Genomic DNA, 18,758 nt, shown 5'->3' with positions numbered 1-18,758 from the left:
CTGACTCAGCTGACGTCGTCCTCGTGCCAGCCGAAGCTCTTCTCCACCGCCTTGCGCCAGTTGTGGTACTCACGGTCGCGCACGGAGGCCTCCATGGACGGTGTCCACTCGACGTCCTTCTGCCAGTGCGACTTCAGCTCGTCGAGGTCGTTCCACACACCGGTCGCGAGCCCGGCCGCGTAGGCCGCCCCCAGACATGTCGTCTCGGACACCCGGGGACGGATCACCGGCACGCCAAGGACATCCGCCTGGTGCTGCATCAGCAGATTGTTCTTGGTCATGCCGCCGTCCACCTTCAGGGTGGTGATCTGCACGCCGGAGTCCTGGAACATGGCGTCGACGACCTCACGGGTCTGCCAGCTCGTCGCCTCCAGAACCGCGCGGGCGAGGTGTGCCTTGGTGACGTACCGGGTGAGGCCGGTGACGACACCGCGTGCGTCGGAGCGCCAGTAGGGCGCGAACAGGCCCGAGAACGCGGGCACGATGTACGCGCCGCCGTTGTCGTCGACGCTCGCGGCCAGCGTCTCGATCTCGTCGGCGTTGCGGATGATGCCGAGCTGGTCGCGGAACCACTGCACCAGGGCGCCGGTGATCGCGATCGACCCTTCGAGGCAGTAGACGGGCGCCTCGCCGCCGATCTTGTAGCCCATGGTCGTCAGCAGCCCGTTCTTCGAGGGGACGGGCCGGTTGCCGGTGTTGAGCAGCAGGAAGCTGCCGGTGCCGTACGTGTTCTTGGCGGTGCCCACGTCGTAGCAGGCCTGCCCGAAGACCGCTGCCTGCTGGTCGCCGAGCGCCGAGGCGACGGGGACGCCCGCCAGCTGGCCCACGGCGGTGCCGTACACCTCGGCCGACGACCTGATCTCGGGCAGCACCGCCTCGGGGATGTTCATCGCCGCGAGGATCGACGGGTCCCACTGAAGGGTCTCCAGGTTCATCAGCATGGTGCGCCCGGCGTTGGTGACGTCGGTGACGTGCCGACCGCCGTCCGTGCCGCCGGTCAGGTTCCAGATCAGCCAGGAGTCGATGGTGCCGAAGGCGATCTCGCCGCGCTCGGCACGCGCGCGCAGCCCGGGCACGTTGTCGAGCAGCCAGGCCGCCTTGGGGCCGGAGAAGTAGCTGGCCAGCGGCAGGCCGGTCTGTTCGCGGAAGCGGTCCTGGCCGTCCGTGCCGCCCAGCTGGTTGCAGAGCGCCGAGGTCCGGGTGTCCTGCCAGACGATCGCGTTGTGTACGGGCTTGCCGGTGGCCCGGTCCCACAGGACCGTGGTCTCGCGCTGGTTGGTGATGCCGAGCGCGCTCAACTGGTCGGCGCGCAGACCCGCCTTGGCGATCGCTCCCGCGACGACCGCCTGCACCTTGGACCAGATCTCGGTGGCGTCGTGTTCCACCCAGCCCGGCTTGGGGAAGATCTGGCGGTGCTCGCGCTGGTCGACGGCGACGATCGCGCCGCCCCGGTCGAAGATGATGCAGCGGCTGGAGGTGGTGCCCTGGTCGATTGCGGCGACGTACTTCTCGGCGTTCTCCGTCATGACGTCCCCTTACGTCTTCTTCGTCAGAAGGCTGCGTGAGAAGGCTGCGTTCTCGTCAGAAGGCTGCGTTGTAGATCGCGGCCCCGATGGCGGCACCGGCGATCGGGCCGACCACCGGGATCCAGGAGTAACTCCACTCCGAGGTGCCCTTGTTGGGAATCGGCAGCAATGCGTGAGTGAGGCGCGGTCCCAGGTCACGGGCCGGGTTGATGGCGTACCCGGTGGGGCCGCCCAGCGAGAGTCCGATACCGACCACGAGGAACGCGATGAGCTGGACGGGCAGTCCCGCGTCGCCGATCCCCGCCACGTGTTTGTGGCCGCCGACCATGGCCAGAATGGGCAGCATCAGGCCGACGGTGGCGATGGTCTCGGTGATGAGGTTCTGCACGGGATGGTTGATTTCTGGCCGGGTCGAGAAGATACCCAGCATCTCGATGGCCTTGTCCTCGTCGGCATTCAGGTTGAACTGGCCGAGGTAGAGCAGCCAGCAGAGCACGGCGCCGACGATGGCGCCCGCGAACTGGCCCAGAATGTAGAAGGGCACGTCCTCCCACTTCGTCGAGCCCTCGATGGCGAAACCGATGGTCACGGCCGGGTTGATCTGACCGCCGGACAGCGGCGCCGCGGTGTAGGCACCGGCGAGCACGCCGAAACCCCATCCGAACGCGATGACGACCCAGCCGGCGCCCTGTGCCTTGGACTTGTTGAGGGTGACCGCGGCGCAGACCCCCGTGCCGAACAGAATCAGAATCGCAGTGCCGATCAACTCGCCGACAAAAATGTCGCCGTTGCTCATGGCGGCTCCTAGGCCTCGCCCGGAGCGGTCCGCTCCGGGCCACCGTGCGGGGTGCGTTTCCCATGGCTACTTCAGCCGAAGGCAGGGAGGTCCCGCGCCCCGCCCGGCGTCCGTGACGAGCGTGCCGTCGCAGCGGAATCGCCCGTGGGGGCCGACCTTGGGAACAGGTCGGGAACCCGAGCGGTGCGGTGCCTGAAGACGCCCGAATGCGGCGATGCCGACTGACATCCGGAAGTGTTCACCGGAGCCCAGAGGGCGTCAAGGTCGCCGACGGCAACGGTTGAGGGCCGCGAACGAGCCGGGATCGGGGCGCGGATACGGGCCTGCCCGGGGCACGGATCCCGGGCCGACCGTCCCCTCGTGCTCACCCGGCACAGGGGTCCCGGGCGGCACTGCCGTTGCTCACAAGCCTCCCGGTCCGTCGGTCAACCGGCCTGTGCCCGCTCCGCCCCCGAACCACGCAGCACCTCATGCCCCGGCAGCCCCGCCCGACCCAGCACCCAACTCGCCCCGCTCAGAGCCTTGGCGGCCTGCTTGAGAGGTGCCAGGCAGGCCGCCGCCTGTCGGTGATCGGTCACGCTGCCCGGCGCGCACAGGACCGTGGCCAGCGACAAGGTGACAGGACGTCCGCCCGCCGACCAGGGTGAGTCAAGTACCGCGCCGGCCAGCGGGCCTAGAGTCTCCGGATCCGCGAGCACCAGGAAGTCGTCGCCGCCGATGTGCCCCACACGGGTCGTCCCGGAAGCCGCGTGCTGCAGCGTCCGCCCGACCGCCCGGATCAGTTCGTCGCCCGCCGCGAACCCCGCGCCGTCGTTGACCTGCTTGAAGTGGTCGACATCGAGCCAACTGAGCACGAACGTTTGGCCGTCGGCGATCCGCCGGTCCACCTCGCCGGTGATGGCGTCCGAACCGGGCAGCCTGGTCAGCGGGTTGAGCCCGGCCGCCTCCTCGACCCGACTCTCGGAGAGCGCTCGTACGAGATCGGCCAGGCGTACGACCCCCACGCACCGCCCGTAGTGATCGACGACCGCGACATCGTCCGAGGTACGGTCCCGCTCGCCGTCCGCCACTACGTCGAGGACCTCCCACGCGGTCGCGTCGACGCCGACCGTACGCGGCGGATCACCCAGCTTGGCGGCCGGCCGGTCGGCGTACAGAGCATGGCCGTACGGCCCCGACATCGACAGCAGAAACCGTGACCGGTGCACTGAGCGGACCGGGATCCCGGAGGGGTCCACGAGCAGCACACCGGACACCGCGGGCGATCCGGTGAGCAGCGCCCGCACCAGCCCCGCGGACGCCGTCGCGGGCAGCAGCGCGGCGGGCCGCACGAACTGCCGCACCGACGGACCGGACCGGGGGGCCGCCGCGACGGCGGGGGAGAGGGCCGGAACGTATACGTCCGCGACGGGCAGCCGAGCGGGCGGCGCGAACAGCTCGCCCTGCGCCATCTGCGCCCCCGCCGACACCGCGGCCGCGCACTGCAGCTCCGTCTCGACGCCCTCCACGGACAGCAGCGCGCCCAACTGCTCGCACAGCGTCCGCATCGCCCGGACCGCCGCAGGTCGCGTCAGCAGGGACACATCGAGCTTCACCAGCTCGGGCGCGAGGTCCGTGAGCAGCCGCAAGGGTACGTCGCCGTCGCCCACTCCGTCCGCACAGATCCGGAAACCTTCGCTCCGCACGGTGGACACCGCCTCCAGCAGGGCGTGGTGCGGCACGTGCGTGTACGGCGGACCGATGTCGATCGTCACCTCCCACGGCAGCCGACCAGCCTCGCGCACGGCGTCGCGCAGCGCCGCGAGCCGCCCGAGATCGGCCAGTGTCCCGGCGAAGACATTCACGTGCAGCGGCAGCATGGTCTCCCTGCGGGCCGCTGCGCGGATCGCCAACGCCGCCAGCAGACCGTCGAGTTCGGGGTCGCGGCGGGCCTGTCCCAGGATGTCACCGGATTCGGGACGAGCGAGTATCTCCAGCGCCGCGACCCCTCCGGTCGTCAGGTTGACGACCGGCTGGAAGGCGAAGCGGACAGTATCCGTCCAGGAGGGCACGGGAGCATACTGGCTCCGCCCGCGCACGCCCGGGCGCGATTCACGAGCTGTTCACGCAGCATTCCGAGGTCGTCACACCGAGTACTGACGGCCGCGCGGGCGAGCGTCCGTGGACGGCGATCGTCGCAGCGCACGCCGCCCCTGGACACGGCGCATTCGACCGTCCGCCGACTCAGCGGACGGCGATGACCGACGACCCGTGTCCGAACAGCCCCTGGTTCGCGGTGATTCCCACGCGCGCGCTCGCGACCTGCCGGTCGCCCGCGTCTCCGCGCAGCTGCCATGTCAGCTCGCAGACCTGGGCTATCGCCTGCGCCGGAACGGCCTCTCCGAAGGAGGCCAGTCCGCCGCTGACGTTCACCGGTATGCGCCCGCCCAGCGACGTGGCACCCTGTTGCAGCAGCTTCGAGGCCTCGCCCTCCCCGCACAGCCCCAGGTCCTCGTACCACTGCAATTCCAGGGCCGTGGAGAGGTCGTACACCTCGGCGAGCGAGAGGTCCTCGGGACCGATGCCCGCCTCCTCGTACGCCGCCCGGGCGACCGAGGCCCGGAAGGTGCCGGACGCGGGTTCCACCGCGACGGCGGAGTCCGTGGCGATGTCCGGGAGATCCAGCACGGTGTTGGGGTAGCGCGGTGTCACCGTCGACACCGCGCGGATTCGTACGGGGTCCGCCGCCCCGTGCCGTCGCGCGAAGTCCATGCTCGACAGCACGAGGGCGGCGCCCCCGTCGGACGTCGCGCAGATGTCGAGCAGCCGCAACGGGTCGGCGACGACGGCGGAGCCCGCCACTTCTTCGGCCGTGACCCTCTTGCGGTACCGCGCGTTCGGATTCAGCGCCCCCAGGGCGGCGTTCTTCACCTTGACCTGCGCGAAGTCCTCCAAGGTGTCCCCGTGCACGGCCATCCGCCGCCGCGCGTACAGCCCGAAGTACGTCGGATTCGTCGCTCCGAGGACCCGGAACCGCAGCCAGTCGGGATCGTCCGGCCTGACCCCGCCAGCCGGACGGAAGAATCCCTTGGGCGCCGCGTCGGCGCCGACCACGAGGACCACGTCCGCGAGGCCCGAAAGGATCTGTGCCCGCGCCGTGTTGAGAGCCTGCGCCCCCGACGCGCACGCGGCGTACACACTCGTGACCCGCGCTCCCTGCCAGCCCAGCGCCTTGGCGAACGTCGCTCCCGCCACGTACCCCGGATAGCCGGCGCGCACGGTGTCCGCGCCCACGACCGAGCCGACGTCCCGCCAGTCGATTCCCGCGTCGGCCAGCGCAGCGCGCGCCGCCACGACCCCGTACTCGACGAATCCGCGCCCCCACTTGCCCCACGGGTGCATACCCGCCCCGAGCACCGCCACCTCACCGCTCATCCCGTCACCCCCGTACGCCACATGCCCTTCATGCCGTCACCCCCGTCGGCCGCCAGTGCCACGTGGTCCAGGTCGTCTCCTCGTCCTCGTTCAGCACACCGGGGACGACCTCCACCTCCATGCCCACCGCCAGGTCGGAGACGGTGATCCCGGGAACCGTCTGTCCGAGTACGACGATCCGCTCGGATTCCAGTTCCACAGCGATCAACGCATAGGGTTCCCATGAGAGTTCCGGATCGGTCACATACGGTGACGGAGGCCGGTACCGGCTGTCGGTGTACGACCAGACGCGACCGCGCCGGGACAGCGGTACCTCGGTCAGCTCACCGCCCTGGCACCCCGGATTTCGGCAGAAGGCGTCCTCGCGGGGGAAGAAGACCGAGGCGCACGCGGAGCAGCGCGTGCCGAGGAGACGGAAGTCGTCCCCGTCCCCGGCGAACCATCCGGTGACCACGGGCGTGCGTGTACGCGACAAGACCCCTCCACGGCAATGGATCTGACGGAACGTCAGAAGTGTGCCACGGGCATCGGGAAATGGGCAGCGCGACGGAGAGAACCGTGGAGGCCTCCTGGGCGTCGGAGTACCGGGAGGTGCGGCCGGGGCCCACGGGGGTGGTTCCGGCCGCACCTCCCGTGCCGGCTCCAGGGCCCGTTGGGCAAGCCGGTGGTTCCCTCACCCGGTGGTGCCCGACCGCACGCGATCCCTTCCCTGGCGGATGCCGCACCTGATAGATGCAGGCGACATGACACGACTCTCCACCGCCGTACGCGGTCTGGTGGCCACACTGGCCGCCTTGCTGGCCGTGACCGCCGCCTCCGCCACCGCCCGGGCGACGCCCGAGCCGAAGGCTCCCGAGGACTTCGTTGCCCTGGGATCCGTGGACCCGACGATCATCCAGGAGATGCGCTACCTCACGCCGCACAACTTCGTGGGAGAGCGCATCGACGGCTACCGGCAGCCGATCTGCATCCTGACCCGGCCCGCCGCCGAAGCCCTCCACAAGGCCCAGGTCACACTGCTGCACGAGGGCTACACCCTCAAGGTGTACGACTGCTACCGGCCGCAACGCGCCGTCGACCACTTCGTGCGCTGGGCCGAGGACCTCGACGACCAGGCGATGAAGCCCGAGTTCTACCCACAGGTCGACAAGACCCGTCTGTTCGAGGACGGTTACATCGCCGAGAAGTCCGGACACAGCCGCGGCTCGACGATGGACCTCACGATCGTGCGGCTGCCGGCGAGGCCGACCCGCCCGTACGTCATCGGAGAACCCCTCGTGCCTTGCTACGCGCCCCAGGCCGAGCGCTTCCCGGACAACTCCGTGGACATGGGTACCGGCTTCGACTGCTTCGACACCCTCGCCCACACGCTGGACCCACGCATCCAGGGCGTGCAGCGAGCCAACCGGCTGCTCCTGAAGAGCACCCTCGAAGACCTCGGATTCGTCAACCTCGCCGAGGAGTGGTGGCACTACACGTACAAGCCTGAGCCCTACCCCGACACGTACTTCGATTTCCCCGTGTCCAAGAAGTCACTCACTTCGTCCCCCTGAGCCGGGCCGGTCCGCCTCGTGACGGCGGGGCGGACCGCATCGCGAGACGCACTTCCACAGGCGTCCGGGCCCGCACGTGATGAGGCACCCGAAGACGAGCGAGAAGTGATCGGCTACAGTCCGCGGCGTGTCCGCAACCCCGCACCCACCCGCCGACTTCGCACCGGACTCGCACTGTTCGAGCTGCGGAGCACCCTACGGAGAAGGCAACTCCGGCTGGCCCCGCACTTGCGCCGTCTGTGGCGGCGTGGCCTACCGCAATCCGCTGCCGGTCGCGGTGGCCCTGCAACCCGTGTACGACGACAGGGGCACCGCCCTGGTCGTCATCACCCGGACCATCGCCCCAGCGCGCGGCGGAATCGCGCTGCCCGGAGGGTTCATCGACCACCGGGAGGAATGGCGGCACGCCGTCGCCCGGGAACTCAAGGAGGAGACGGGAATCGACGTGGCGAGCCGCGAGGTGCGGCTCGCCGACGCTATGAGCTCTCCCGCCGGTCACCTGCTGCTCTTCGGACTCCTACCCGAGCGCCCGGCCGCCGAACTGCCACCGTCCGCCGCCACGGACGAGACCGAGGGCTGGCACCTGCTGCGCCGGCCCGCCGAGCTCGCCTTCCCACTGCACACCTTGGCGGCGCGCGCATGGTTCGAGGGACGATACGTCTGAGGGGGTCCCACGGGGTTCTCGGAGGCCGTCATCGCGAACCGAGGCCCCGCACCCGGACCGGATACTCCGGCTTGCCCGGTCCGCCCTCTCCGTCCCGCCGCACGACCACCTGCTGCCCCTCCCAGCGCGTCACATAGCGTTCGAGCTCGGGCTCGTCCCAGCCGTCGCCGCGGTTCGGCACGGCGAGCCCGCCCCCGACCCGCCCGCGCGCCGGAGCCCACGCCTCCAGCTCCAGGCCGCCGTCGACGCCCCGCACGGGCACGACGGCACCCGCGCGCGCCAGCACAGGAATCCGCGACAAGGGGGCATCGAGCAGCACCTGGGCCGGCCCCTCGTACGCCTCCTCGGTGACCGTGTCATACCAGCGCCCCCGGGGCAGCTGCACCGCACGACGGTCGGCCCCGTGGTCCAGCACCGGTGCGACAAGGAGGCAGTCGCCCAGCAAGAAGGCGTCCTCGCAGTCCCTGAGCGCCCGGTCCTCCGGTGCCGCCCACCACAGGGGCCGCACATAGGGTGCGCCGGTGCGGCGCGCCAGCAGCGCCAGCGTCATGAAGTACGGGAGCAGCCGCCGCCGCTCGACGAGCGCCGCGCGCGCGTGCTCCAGTACGTCGTCACCGAACTCCCAGGGCTCCCGGCGACCCGCCCGCAGACTCGCGTGCGTACGGAACAGCGGCAGATACGCGCCGAGCTGGAACCACCGCAGGTACAGCTCGGGAGAAGGGCTGCCGTCGAAACCGCCCACGTCGGGACCCGAGTACGGAACTCCGCACAGCCCGAGCCCCATCACCAGTGACAGCGAGGCCCGCAGCCCGGGCCAGCCCGTGGCCACGTCTCCGGACCAGGTCCCTCCGTAGCGCTGCATTCCGGCCCACCCGGAGCGCGAGAAGAGGAACGGCCGCTCCTGGGGATCCAGCTCGCGCAGGCCCTCGTACGCGGCTCGGGCCATGCCCAGGGCGTACACGTTGTGTGCCTCACGATGGTCGCCGCCGCGTCCCTCCAGGGAGTGCCGAGCCGACCTCGGCAGCGTCGACTCCCCGAACGCCGTGAACGACGTCGGTTCGTTCATGTCGTGCCAGAATCCCGCGAACCCCTGCGCCAGCCGTTCCTGGTAGAGGCCGCCCCACCACTCACGCACACGCGCGTGCGTGAAGTCCGGATAGACCGACTCCCCGGCCCATGCGACTCCCCGCACGAGCCGGCCCGAGGCATCCCGTACGAAGGCGTCCTCGGCGAGACCGCTGTCGTACAACGCGTTGCCCGGCTCGGCCTTGACCGCCGGGTCGACGATCGACACCAGCCGGATGCCGTCGCGGCGCAGTTCCTCGGCGAGCACCGGCAGCTTCGGGAAGCGCTCCCGGTCCACCGTGAACACCTGGTGGGCGTCGTAGTGATCGATGTCCAGGTGGACCGCGTCGAGGGGCAGACCGCGCTCCTGATAGCCCGCGACGATCCGCCGCACCTCCTGCTCGCCGCCGAAGCCCCAGCGCGCGTGATGGTGCCCCAGAGCCCATGCGGGCGGCAGCGCGGGCGCCCCGGTGAGCGAGGCCCAGGCATGCAGCACGCGCGCGGGGGTGCCCACCATCATCCAGCAGCGCAGCGGGCCGCCGTCCATCCGCAGCTCGCACGTTCCCACCCGGTCGTGCCCCGACCCCGCGCCTTCCTCTCCCTCGCGCAGGTTCACCGTGCCGTCCCAGGAGGTGTCGTGGAACACGAGATGCGTGCCCGCGTCGGAGACCACCATCTGCACGGGCATCGTGATGTACAGCGGATCGTCGCCCGGCGCGAAGACGTGCCCGGGATCCGTGTTCCACAGCCGGTACGTCCCGTCGCGCAGCCTGGGACCGGCCGCGCGCCCGCCCAGGCCGAAGAACCGAGCGTCGGCGGCCACTTCTGAGCGCTGCATCCAGCGCGCGCCGCCCCCGTCGACCGGCTCCCACCAACGGGGCGGCAGATCGCGGCGCAGGATCACACCACCAGGGGTTCGCACCTCGACGGCGCCGTGCCGCGAGACGACGACCGTCACCCGTTCGGCCACCACCCGCCAGCCGCCGTCCTTGTCGGGTTCCAGGACGGCCCGCGGGTCCGGCTCCGGGCAACGGCCCGCGAGCGCGTAGGACGGCTCCGGACCGGCCCCGTCCCAGCCCCAGAACACCGCCCCGCTCACGGCGACCATGATCCGCAGCTCGGACCGCGTGAACCGGACGACCCCACCCCCGGGGGTCGGTTCCACCCCCTCCACCGGGCCGGGCACCCGCGCGCGCTCGGCCCCCCGCTGCGGCAACCCAGCGGCGTCGGCACGCCTCCTTCGCCATGCGGCCCGCACGGTACGCAAGCCCTGGGCCGCCCCCGTCGAACCGACCGCCTTCACCGAACGCACCAGGTCACGACCGTCCATGCTGCTCACCCTGCCATTGCCTGCGCCAAATGAGTGAGTCGTTCAACTGCCGTTCACCCGCGGTAGGGGCACATCTTCACGTGGACGACCATCTGCGGCACACCCTGGTGCGGAAGTCGATCACATGGCATCGTCCGTGTCAGCCGCGTGACGCGCACACCCCAGCTCGTGCGCGACCGACGCACACAGTCCGGGAGCCGATTCATGTCCACCGCGAACCCCTCAGCGCTCTGGCAGCCCGACCCAGGGCGCATCACCCAGGCGCAGGTCACGAAGTTCCAGGCCTGGGCGGCCGAGCACCACGGAGCCCCGTCCGACGGCGGCTACCCGGCACTGCACAGCTGGTCGGTACGGGAACTGGACACGTTCTGGAAGGCTGTCACCGAGTGGTTCGACGTACGGTTTTCGACCCCCTACGCGCGCGTGCTCGGTGACCGCTCGATGCCCGGTGCCGAATGGTTCCCCGGGGCGACCCTGAACTACGCCGAGCATGCCCTGCGCGCGGCCGAGACCCGCACGGACGAACCAGCGCTCCTGTACGTCGACGAGACCCACGAGGCGACCCCGGTGAGCTGGTCCGAGCTGCGCCGTCAGGTCGGCTCCCTGGCCGCCGAGCTGCGCGCCCTCGGGGTACGCCCGGGAGACCGCGTCAGCGGCTATCTCCCGAACATTCCGCAGGCCGTGGCCGCACTGCTCGCCACGGCCGCCGTAGGGGCCGTGTGGACGTCCTGTGCCCCCGATTTCGGCGCGCGCAGCGTCCTCGACCGCTTCCAGCAGGTCGAGCCCGTCGTGCTCTTCACGGTCGACGGCTACCGCTACGGCGGCAAGGAGCACGACCGCCGGGACGTGGTCGCCGAGCTGCGCCGCGAACTGCCGACCCTGCGCGCCGTCGTCCACATCCCACTGCTCGGCACCGAAGCCCCCGAAGGCGCCCTGGACTGGTCCGAGCTGACCTCGGCGGACGTGGCGCCCGTCTTCGAAGAGGTCCCTTTCGAGCACCCTTTGTGGGTGCTCTATTCCTCCGGCACGACCGGCCTCCCCAAGGCTATCGTCCAGTCCCAGGGCGGCATCCTCGTCGAGCACCTCAAGCAACTGGGCCTGCACTGCGACCTCGGCCCCGAGGACCGCTTCTTCTGGTACACGTCCACCGGCTGGATGATGTGGAACTTCCTCGTCTCCGGCCTGCTCACGGGTACCACGATCGTCCTCTACGACGGCAGTCCCGGATACCCGGACACGGGCGCCCAGTGGCGGATCGCCGAACGCACGGGAGCGACCCTCTTCGGCACGTCCGCCGCGTATGTGATGGCGTGCCGCAAGGCGGGCGTCCACCCCTCCCAGGAGTTCGACCTCACGCGCGTGCAGTGCGTCGCGACGACCGGCTCGCCCCTGCCACCCGACGGCTTCCGCTGGCTGCACGACGAGGTCCGCGATGATCTGTGGATCGCCTCCGTCAGCGGTGGCACGGACGTGTGCTCCTGCTTCGCGGGAGCGGTGCCGACGCTCCCGGTGTACATCGGGGAACTCCAGGCCCCCGGCCTCGGCACCGATCTCCAGTCCTGGGACCCCGGCGGCAAGCCCCTCACGGACGAAGTCGGTGAGCTGGTGGTCACCAACCCGATGCCGTCCATGCCCATCCGCTTCTGGAACGATCCCGACGGCAGCCGCTATCACGACAGCTACTTCGACACGTACCCCGGAGTGTGGCGCCACGGTGACTGGATCACCCTCACCTCGCGCGGTTCCGTCGTCATCCACGGCCGCTCGGACTCGACGCTCAACCGCCAGGGCGTGCGCATGGGGTCGGCCGACATCTACGAAGCCGTCGAACGCCTCCCCGAGATCAAGGAGTCGCTCGTCATCGGTGTCGAACAGCCCGACGGCGGCTACTGGATGCCCCTCTTCGTCCACCTCGTCCCCGGAGCCGCGCTCGACGAGGCCCTCCTGAACCGCATCAAGCAGACCATCCGCGAACAGCTCTCCCCGCGTCACGTCCCCGACGAGGTCATCGAGGTGCCCGGCGTCCCGCACACCCTCACGGGCAAACGCATCGAGGTTCCGGTCAAGCGCCTTCTCCAGGGTGCCCCTTTGGAGAAGGCGGTCAACATCGGCTCCGTGGACAACGTCGAGTTGCTGCACTTCTACGAAGAGCTGGCTCGCAAACGCGGCTGATCAACCTCCGTAGGTGGCCTCGGACTCGCCGAGCACGACAGCGAAGTCGGAGGCCAGGCGCATCGCGTCGGAGGGTTCGAGTTCCGCGACCGAGATCCGTACACCAGGCGCGGAAGCGATCCTGAACCGCGCACCCGCCGCGACCCACCACCCGTAGGACCGCAGTCCATTGACGACGGCCGACTCGTCCCGGACCGGTACCCAGACATTCATTCCGCTCACGGAATGGGACGGGATCCCGCGTTCCGCGAGTTCGTGTCGGAGTGCGTTCCGCCGCAGCGCGTACGTGTCCCGTGCGCGGGCGACCAACGCGCGCGTGTCGTCGTCCGTCATCAGCCCGTACACCGTCTCCTGGAGCAGGTGGCTGACCCAGCCGGAGGTGAGCAGCATCCGCCCGTCGTGCCGGGCCAGTGTGATCGGATCGCAGGCCGCAGCCGCCCACCGCAGGTCCGTACCCAGGAACTTGCTCACGGTCCGCACATGTACCCAGCGCGCAAGGCCGCCCGCGGCCAGAGCATGAAGAGGCGCGTCGGCGACGGCGGACGCATGGTCGTTCTCCACCACGAGCACATCGGGCTCTTCCTGGAGCACGGCGACCAGAGCGTCCCGGCGCTCCGCCGAGAAGCGACCGCCGTACGGATTCTGCGCCCGTGGACTGCACACCACCGCTCGTGCGCCGGCCCGTAGCGCTTCTCGCAAGGCCTGGGGTCGCATCCCCTGGTCGTCCACGGCGACCGGGACCGTACGCAGCCCCAGGGCCGTGACCAGGTCCAGCAGATGGTGATAGCCGGGGTCTTCCATGGCGACGGCGTCACCCGGACGCAACTCCACCGACAGCAGCCGCCCGATCAGATCGAGCGCGCCGTGCGCGAAGGTCACGTGTTCCGTCGGCACTCCGTCCGGTCGCAGCCAGTCGCGCACGGCGTCCTCCAGCCGCGCCAGACGCGGCGTGCTGCGGTGCGACCGCGCGCCGGGGGAGAGCCGCGAGGGCGGCACCAGGTGTGGAAGCAGCCGAGGGTCGGGATGGCCACCCGCCAAGTCCCGCAGCCCGTCCGGGACTTTCGGTGGTCGCCGTGACGCCACCGCGGGAGCCGGGGCGACCACGGTCCCGCCCCGCCCGCGCGTCACGACGATCCCACGCCGCCGCAGTTCCTTGTACGCCGTAGCGACCGTCCCCGGGCTCACCCCGAGCTCGTCCGCAAGCCTGCGTACCGGAGGCAGCGCCGCTCCCGGCCCCAACGCGCCTTCGGCCACGCCGCGTTCGACGGACGAGGCAATTCCCTTGGCCGTCGCGCCACTGATCCCATATTGTGTTGCCACGTTGCCAAGTATGTATCAATACATAAATGGAAGCAAGGGGGAACGGTGGGACCGATCAGCCGCACAGCCGCATGGTCGACACGCATTCCAGGAGGCCCCGACGGCCGAAGAATGCTCTGGATCGCCCTCGTCGACCGGACCGGCAGCGGCCTGTGGGCAGCCGTCTCGGTCCTGTACTTCACCTACGTCACCGGCCTGTCCGTGGCACAGATCGGCACCCTCGCCGCCGTCTCGGGGGCCATCGGCATCGCCGGCGCACCGCTCGGCGGCCGCATCGCCGACCGCCTGCCCCTCACTCGCGTCCTGATCTCCCTGCAGATCCTGCGAGCCCTGGCCTCCCTCACACTGCTCACCACCGACAACTACGCCCTGCTGCTGGCCTTCTCGGCCGCCGGCAGCTTCGGCGACCGGGCAGCCAACGTCCTCACCAAGCTGTACGCCACCCGTGTCTCCGGACCCGACCGCGTCCGCTACCAGGCCGTCACCAGAACCGTCGCCAATGCCGGATGGGCCCTGGGCGGCCTCACCGCAGCGGCCGCTGTCACCATCGGCACCAGCACCGCCTACCAGTGGCTCCTGACAGGAGACGCGCTGTCGTTCGTAGCCGCCGCCCTCCTCACCGTGCGCTGCGCCGAACCGCCGTCCCCCGCACGCACGATCGCCACGTCCAAGGACCCGGCCCCCACCACCAGGCCGGCCAACCCCTGGCGCGACCGCGGCTATCTCGCGTACGTGGCCACCGAGACCGTCCTCTGCCTCGACGACGCCGTGTTCAAGCTCGGCCTGCCGCTCTGGATCGCCCACTCCGACCAAGCCCCCCACGGCCTCGCCCCGTTGCTCATGGTCCTCAACAACCTGATGGTCGTGGCCCTTCAGGTTCCCCTGGCCCGCTTCGGCGCCACGACGGCCGCCGCGGGCTCCCTGTTGCTCCCCCTGTCCGCCGCCTTCGCTCTCGGTGGCGTCGCCATGGCACTCTCGGCCACGGGCGGAGCCTTCACCACCACGCTGTTCCTCACGACCTCGGCCGTCGCCTTCACTGTGGCGGAGATGCTCCACGCCACCGTCTCCTGGGAACTCTCCGTCGCCCTCGCGCCCGGGACGGCCCAGGGCGCCTACCTCGGCGTCCATGGACTGGCGCAGTCCTGTCAACGCAGCATCGGACCACTCGCCGTCACCGCGGCCATCGCGACCGGCCCCCTCGGCTGGACGGCCTTCGGCACGACCATCGCCGTGACCTGCGTGTTTCAGCACCGACTGGTGCGCGACCAGCTCTCCCGCACCGCGTTGTCAGTGCAGCCAGTTACTGTGAGTGAGCATTGATCGACCGCGCACAGGGGGAAACATGGCGCACACCGAGCACCAGACCATGCGACGCGTACTGCGCCGCGAAATCGCCGGCACCATCGGTCTGCTGACCGACGAGCACGACTTCACGGTCATGCGGCGCTACCGCACCTTCACGTTCAACGACCACACGACCTACCTCCAGCAGGTGGAATCCCTGCTCAGGACCCTGGCAGCCCAAGGCCGCCACACCACGGTCGCGCTCTTCGACCCCGAGGAGTACGCGGAGTTCTGCGCCCACAACGGCCTGGAACCCGACACCGCCGCCAGCCGCACACGTTTCACCGCCGAACTCGCCGCCACCGGCCCCACCGTTCCGTACGAGGGACAGCCCCTCGCCGAACTCGTCCCCGACCTCGTCGACGAAGCCGTCCGCAAAGCGACCTTGGAGTACGCGACCACACTCCTGGCCCGCATCGGCAACTGCGCGTCCTGCGGAGAGGACATCGGACGAGCGTCCTTCGCCCGAGCCTCCCACCTGCTCACCCGCGTCCTCGACACCGCGAGCCCCGGCGAGCGCCATCTCGTGTGCAGCGTCTCCGCGGCACCCGAAACACTCGTCGCGGTGCTGCGGGCCGACGACGACGCCGAGGGCACCACCCGCCTTGACGAGGCGGAAGCCCTCGAGTTCACCACCGTCCTGGCCCTGGGCCTTGCCACCGGCAGCGCCGGAGGACTCGTCATGCGCACCACCGCCCCCGACACAAGCGACCGCGTTTACGGATGGCGGCTGCGCGGAGAAGGCCTGGAACCCCTCACCGCAGGCGAGGTCTTCGACGCCTACTGCACCGATGTCGCATCCGGAGACCTGGTCTCCCCGGAGTCGGGCGTCGACTACTGCGTACCGCCCGACCTCGGAAGCGGAGAGGAGGCGACACGCCACACGCACTGAACGCGAAGGGGCGCCCCACTCGCAAGTGGAGCGCCCCTGAGCAACCGTCGCTCGACGAATGGTCCCGGCTACTCGCCGGACAGCACCGCCTGGGCCGCCGTGCGCGCCTCGTCGGCCGTGTCCGTGGCACGTGCCGCCGCGGCGGCACGCTCGCACTGCGCCAGCGTGTACTTGGCCAGCGTCGCCCGGACGTAAGGAATCGACGCGGCACCCATCGACAGGGAGGTGACCCCGAGACCGGTCAGCACACATGCGAGCAGCGGATCGGACGCGGCCTCACCGCAGACACCACAGCTCTTGCCCTCGGCCTTCGCCGCCTCCGCGGACACGGCGACCAGGTCGAGCAGCGCGGGCTGCCACGGGTCCTGCAGCCGGGACACCGCACCCACCTGCCGGTCGGCGGCGAAGGTGTACTGCGCGAGGTCGTTGGTCCCCAGCGACAGGAACTCGACCTCCTGGAGAATCGAGCGAGCCCGCAGCGCGGCCGACGGAATCTCCACCATCGCGCCGAACTTCGCCTTCAGCCCGGCGGCACGGCACGCGTCCGCGAACGCCTTGGCGTCGATGCGGTCGGCGACCATCGGCGCCATGACCTCGAGGTAGACCGGCAGCCCCTCCGCGGCCTTCGCGAGCGCTGTCAGCTGCGTACGCAGGACATCGGGATGGTCGAGCAGGGTGCGCAGACCCCGTACACCCAGTGCCGGGTTCGGCTCGTCGGCCGGAGTAAGGAACTCCAGGGGCTTGTCCGCGCCCGCGTCCAGCACCCGCACCACGACACGCCCCTCGGGGAACGCCTCGAGCACCTGCCGGTACGCCTCGACCTGCTTCTCCTCGGACGGCGCCTGCTTGCTGTCGTCCAGGAAGAGGAACTCGGTACGGAACAGACCGACACCCTCGGCCCCGGCCTCGACGGCGGCCGGCACATCGGCGGGACCGCCGACATTGGCCAGCAGCGGCACCTTGTGTCCGTCGGAGGTGGCACCCGGTCCGGTCGAGGCCGACAGCGACGCCTTCCGCTCGGCCGCCGCGGCCTCCAGCTGCGCCCGCTTCTCGGCGCTCGGCTCCACGAAGATCTCGCCGGTACTGCCGTCCACGGCGATCACCGTGCCTTCGGCGAGCTCTCCGGCGCCGGGGAGCGCGACGACGGCGGGCACTCCGAGAGCCCGAGCCAGGATCGCGCTGTGGCTGGTCGGCCCGCCCTCCTCGGTGACGAAGCCGAGGACGAGGGTGGGGTCGAGCAGCGCCGTGTCCGCGGGCGCAAGGTCACGAGCAATAAGGACGTACGGCTCGTCGCTGTCCGGGACGCCCGGCATGGGCACCCCGAGCAGTCGGGCGACGATACGATTCCGCACATCGTCGAGGTCGGCCACACGACCGGCGAGATACTCACCGGCACCCGCCAGCAGCGCGCGATACGAGGCGAACGCGTCATAGACGGCACGCTCGGCGGTGCTACCGACCGCGATACGCCGATCCACGTCCGCCATCAGCTCGGGGTCCTGGGCCATCATGGCCTGCGCCTCGAGCACCGCCTGGGCTTCGCCCCCCGCCAGATTGCCGCGCGCCATCAGATCGGCCGCCACAGCCTCGACGGCCTGGCGGGCGCGCCCCTGTTCGCGCTCCGCGTCCTCCGCCGGGATCTGCTTGGCAGGCGGCTCAAGCACCGCCGTTCCCATGTGCCGAACCTCGCCGATCGCCACACCGTGGCTCACGCCGACGCCTCGCAGCGTTGTCTCCATCTCACCCGTCTCCGGTAGTGCGGCGCGTCCCGCTGCCGCGGTGGTTTTCGAGCCTGCCGTCCGTGACAGCAGCGCTGTTGATGTCACTGCCAGCTGAAAAGGGCGTCGCCGGCCTTCACATCGCCGTCCTCGCGGAGATCGGAGAGGGAGTCGGCCGTCGCCTCGAGCGCCACGATCGGGCAGATCGGGGACTTGCCGGCCACCTCGACGGCAGCCGGGTTCCAGCGCACGACGGCCTGACCGCGCGTCACGGTGTCACCCTTGTTGACGAGGAGTTCGAAGCCCTCACCATTGAGCTGGACTGTGTCGATGCCCAGGTGCGTGAGTACGCCGTGGCCCTCCGCGTCGACGACGACGAAGGCATGCGGGTGAAGCGAGACGATCACCCCGTCAACGGGGGAGACAGCCTCCCCGGGCTCACGCACGGGGTCGATCGCCGTGCCGGGGCCTACCATCGCTCCGGAGAAGACGGGATCCGGTACCGCGGCGAGTCCGATGGTGCGTCCTGCAAGAGGGGACGTCACGATGGTCATGGGAAGCCTCCCAGGGGTGGAGATTCATATGGGCCGTCACTGCCTGTACCGGACGGCGCACTGTTGAGCAGGGTATGTCATACGAACTACCGGTTCCGCATGAGAGGTCCCGGTTGGCGGCCCTAGAGCACCACGCAAACGATTTGCGCGCGCTCCAAACCCCCATGTAGAGTCGTACTCCTGCTTGAGGCTGAGCGACGCGACCAAGCGTCCTTGCCTGGCAGCACCCAACTTGTCAGATCCTATCTCGGGGTCTGGTTCTGCATGTCCGCAGAACCGTGGTCAGAGAGACGGAAAAACGCTGATAGTGTTTGGACCGCCGGAAAGGGAAACGCGAGAGCGGGAACCTGGAAAGCGCCGAGGAAATCGGATCGGGAAACGGTCTGATAGAGTCGGAAACGCAAGAACAA

Annotated in this window: 14 protein-coding genes; 5 read left to right on the top strand and 9 right to left on the bottom strand. The window is 70.1% G+C overall.

The genetic code is table 11. From position 1 onward, the window contains the following. Positions 1-5: 5 nt before the first annotated feature. The 5 genes from glpK to ABZ656_RS35950 form a co-directional block, all read right to left on the bottom strand. The gene (gene glpK / locus ABZ656_RS35970) at positions 6-1,526 is read right to left on the bottom strand and encodes a glycerol kinase GlpK (RefSeq protein ID WP_101406357.1); all 1,521 of its coding nucleotides are present in this window, start codon (positions 1,524-1,526) and stop codon (positions 6-8) included. A 55-nt stretch (positions 1,527-1,581) separates the two neighbouring features. Further along, positions 1,582-2,322, bottom strand: a complete 741-nt coding sequence (locus ABZ656_RS35965; protein ID WP_360273687.1) for an MIP/aquaporin family protein — start codon at positions 2,320-2,322, stop codon at positions 1,582-1,584. A gap of 425 nt (positions 2,323-2,747) precedes the next feature. Beyond that, a complete protein-coding gene (locus ABZ656_RS35960) occupies positions 2,748-4,373 on the bottom strand; it encodes a GGDEF domain-containing protein (protein ID WP_360273684.1) in 1,626 nt (541 codons plus the stop codon). Between the two features lie 172 nt (positions 4,374-4,545). Continuing rightward, on the bottom strand, positions 4,546-5,736 hold the full coding sequence (locus ABZ656_RS35955) for a lipid-transfer protein (protein WP_360273681.1): 1,191 nt from the start codon (positions 5,734-5,736) through the stop codon (positions 4,546-4,548). A gap of 28 nt (positions 5,737-5,764) precedes the next feature. After that, positions 5,765-6,190 carry a zinc ribbon domain-containing protein gene (locus tag ABZ656_RS35950; protein ID WP_101406359.1) on the bottom strand — a complete coding sequence of 142 codons (426 nt, stop codon included), beginning with the start codon at positions 6,188-6,190 and terminating at the stop codon, positions 5,765-5,767. Positions 6,191-6,479: 289 nt separating this feature from the next. On the opposite strand from ABZ656_RS35950, the gene ABZ656_RS35945 reads away from it, so the two are divergent. Further along, positions 6,480-7,289 carry a M15 family metallopeptidase gene (locus ABZ656_RS35945; RefSeq protein ID WP_360273678.1) on the top strand — a complete coding sequence of 270 codons (810 nt, stop codon included), beginning with the start codon at positions 6,480-6,482 and terminating at the stop codon, positions 7,287-7,289. A 127-nt stretch (positions 7,290-7,416) separates the two neighbouring features. Next, entirely contained in the window at positions 7,417-7,953 is a 537-nt protein-coding gene (locus ABZ656_RS35940) for an NUDIX domain-containing protein (protein ID WP_101406361.1), read from the top strand. A gap of 28 nt (positions 7,954-7,981) precedes the next feature. On the opposite strand, the gene ABZ656_RS35935 is transcribed toward ABZ656_RS35940, so the two are convergent. Continuing rightward, on the bottom strand, positions 7,982-10,348 hold the full coding sequence (locus ABZ656_RS35935; RefSeq protein ID WP_360273675.1) for a TIM-barrel domain-containing protein: 2,367 nt from the start codon (positions 10,346-10,348) through the stop codon (positions 7,982-7,984). A 204-nt stretch (positions 10,349-10,552) separates the two neighbouring features. On the opposite strand from ABZ656_RS35935, the gene ABZ656_RS35930 reads away from it, so the two are divergent. Beyond that, on the top strand, positions 10,553-12,520 hold the full coding sequence (locus ABZ656_RS35930) for an acetoacetate--CoA ligase (protein ID WP_101408290.1): 1,968 nt from the start codon (positions 10,553-10,555) through the stop codon (positions 12,518-12,520). Here ABZ656_RS35930 and ABZ656_RS35925 read toward each other — a convergent pair whose 3' ends face one another. After that, the gene (locus ABZ656_RS35925) at positions 12,521-13,840 is read right to left on the bottom strand and encodes an aminotransferase class I/II-fold pyridoxal phosphate-dependent enzyme (RefSeq protein ID WP_360273672.1); all 1,320 of its coding nucleotides are present in this window, start codon (positions 13,838-13,840) and stop codon (positions 12,521-12,523) included. A 111-nt stretch (positions 13,841-13,951) separates the two neighbouring features. On the opposite strand from ABZ656_RS35925, the gene ABZ656_RS35920 reads away from it, so the two are divergent. Beyond that, positions 13,952-15,160, top strand: a complete 1,209-nt coding sequence (locus tag ABZ656_RS35920; protein ID WP_360273669.1) for an MFS transporter — start codon at positions 13,952-13,954, stop codon at positions 15,158-15,160. A 22-nt stretch (positions 15,161-15,182) separates the two neighbouring features. After that, complete coding sequence (locus ABZ656_RS35915; RefSeq protein WP_101406365.1) at positions 15,183-16,076, top strand: hypothetical protein; 894 nt, start codon at positions 15,183-15,185, stop codon at positions 16,074-16,076. Positions 16,077-16,144: 68 nt separating this feature from the next. Here the strand turns inward: ABZ656_RS35915 and ptsP are convergent, their stop codons facing one another. Beyond that, a complete protein-coding gene (ptsP, locus tag ABZ656_RS35910) occupies positions 16,145-17,815 on the bottom strand; it encodes a phosphoenolpyruvate--protein phosphotransferase (RefSeq protein ID WP_101406366.1) in 1,671 nt (556 codons plus the stop codon). A gap of 83 nt (positions 17,816-17,898) precedes the next feature. Continuing rightward, positions 17,899-18,348, bottom strand: coding sequence for a PTS glucose transporter subunit IIA (locus ABZ656_RS35905; protein ID WP_101406367.1), 450 nt, complete (start codon positions 18,346-18,348; stop codon positions 17,899-17,901). Between the last annotated feature and the right edge of the window lie 410 nt (positions 18,349-18,758).

Origin of the sequence: Streptomyces sp. NPDC007095 (genome assembly GCF_040634475.1) — a bacterium.
In the GTDB taxonomy this organism is placed as follows: Bacteria; Actinomycetota; Actinomycetes; order Streptomycetales; family Streptomycetaceae; genus Streptomyces.
Note: the sequence above shows the minus strand (reverse complement) of the source record. Positions and strands in the feature narration are given on the sequence as shown.

Coding starts and splice junctions, on each gene's coding strand:
- glpK (WP_101406357.1), bottom strand. CDS start 1,526: ATGACGGAGAACGCCGAGAAGTACGTCGCCGCAATCGACCAGGGCACC.
- ABZ656_RS35965 (WP_360273687.1), bottom strand. CDS start 2,322: ATGAGCAACGGCGACATTTTTGTCGGCGAGTTGATCGGCACTGCGATT.
- ABZ656_RS35955 (WP_360273681.1), bottom strand. CDS start 5,736: ATGAGCGGTGAGGTGGCGGTGCTCGGGGCGGGTATGCACCCGTGGGGC.
- ABZ656_RS35945 (WP_360273678.1), top strand. CDS start 6,480: ATGACACGACTCTCCACCGCCGTACGCGGTCTGGTGGCCACACTGGCC.
- ABZ656_RS35935 (WP_360273675.1), bottom strand. CDS start 10,348: ATGGACGGTCGTGACCTGGTGCGTTCGGTGAAGGCGGTCGGTTCGACG.
- ABZ656_RS35930 (WP_101408290.1), top strand. CDS start 10,553: ATGTCCACCGCGAACCCCTCAGCGCTCTGGCAGCCCGACCCAGGGCGC.
- ABZ656_RS35920 (WP_360273669.1), top strand. CDS start 13,952: ATGCTCTGGATCGCCCTCGTCGACCGGACCGGCAGCGGCCTGTGGGCA.
- ABZ656_RS35915 (WP_101406365.1), top strand. CDS start 15,183: ATGGCGCACACCGAGCACCAGACCATGCGACGCGTACTGCGCCGCGAA.
- ptsP (WP_101406366.1), bottom strand. CDS start 17,815: ATGGAGACAACGCTGCGAGGCGTCGGCGTGAGCCACGGTGTGGCGATC.
- ABZ656_RS35905 (WP_101406367.1), bottom strand. CDS start 18,348: ATGACCATCGTGACGTCCCCTCTTGCAGGACGCACCATCGGACTCGCC.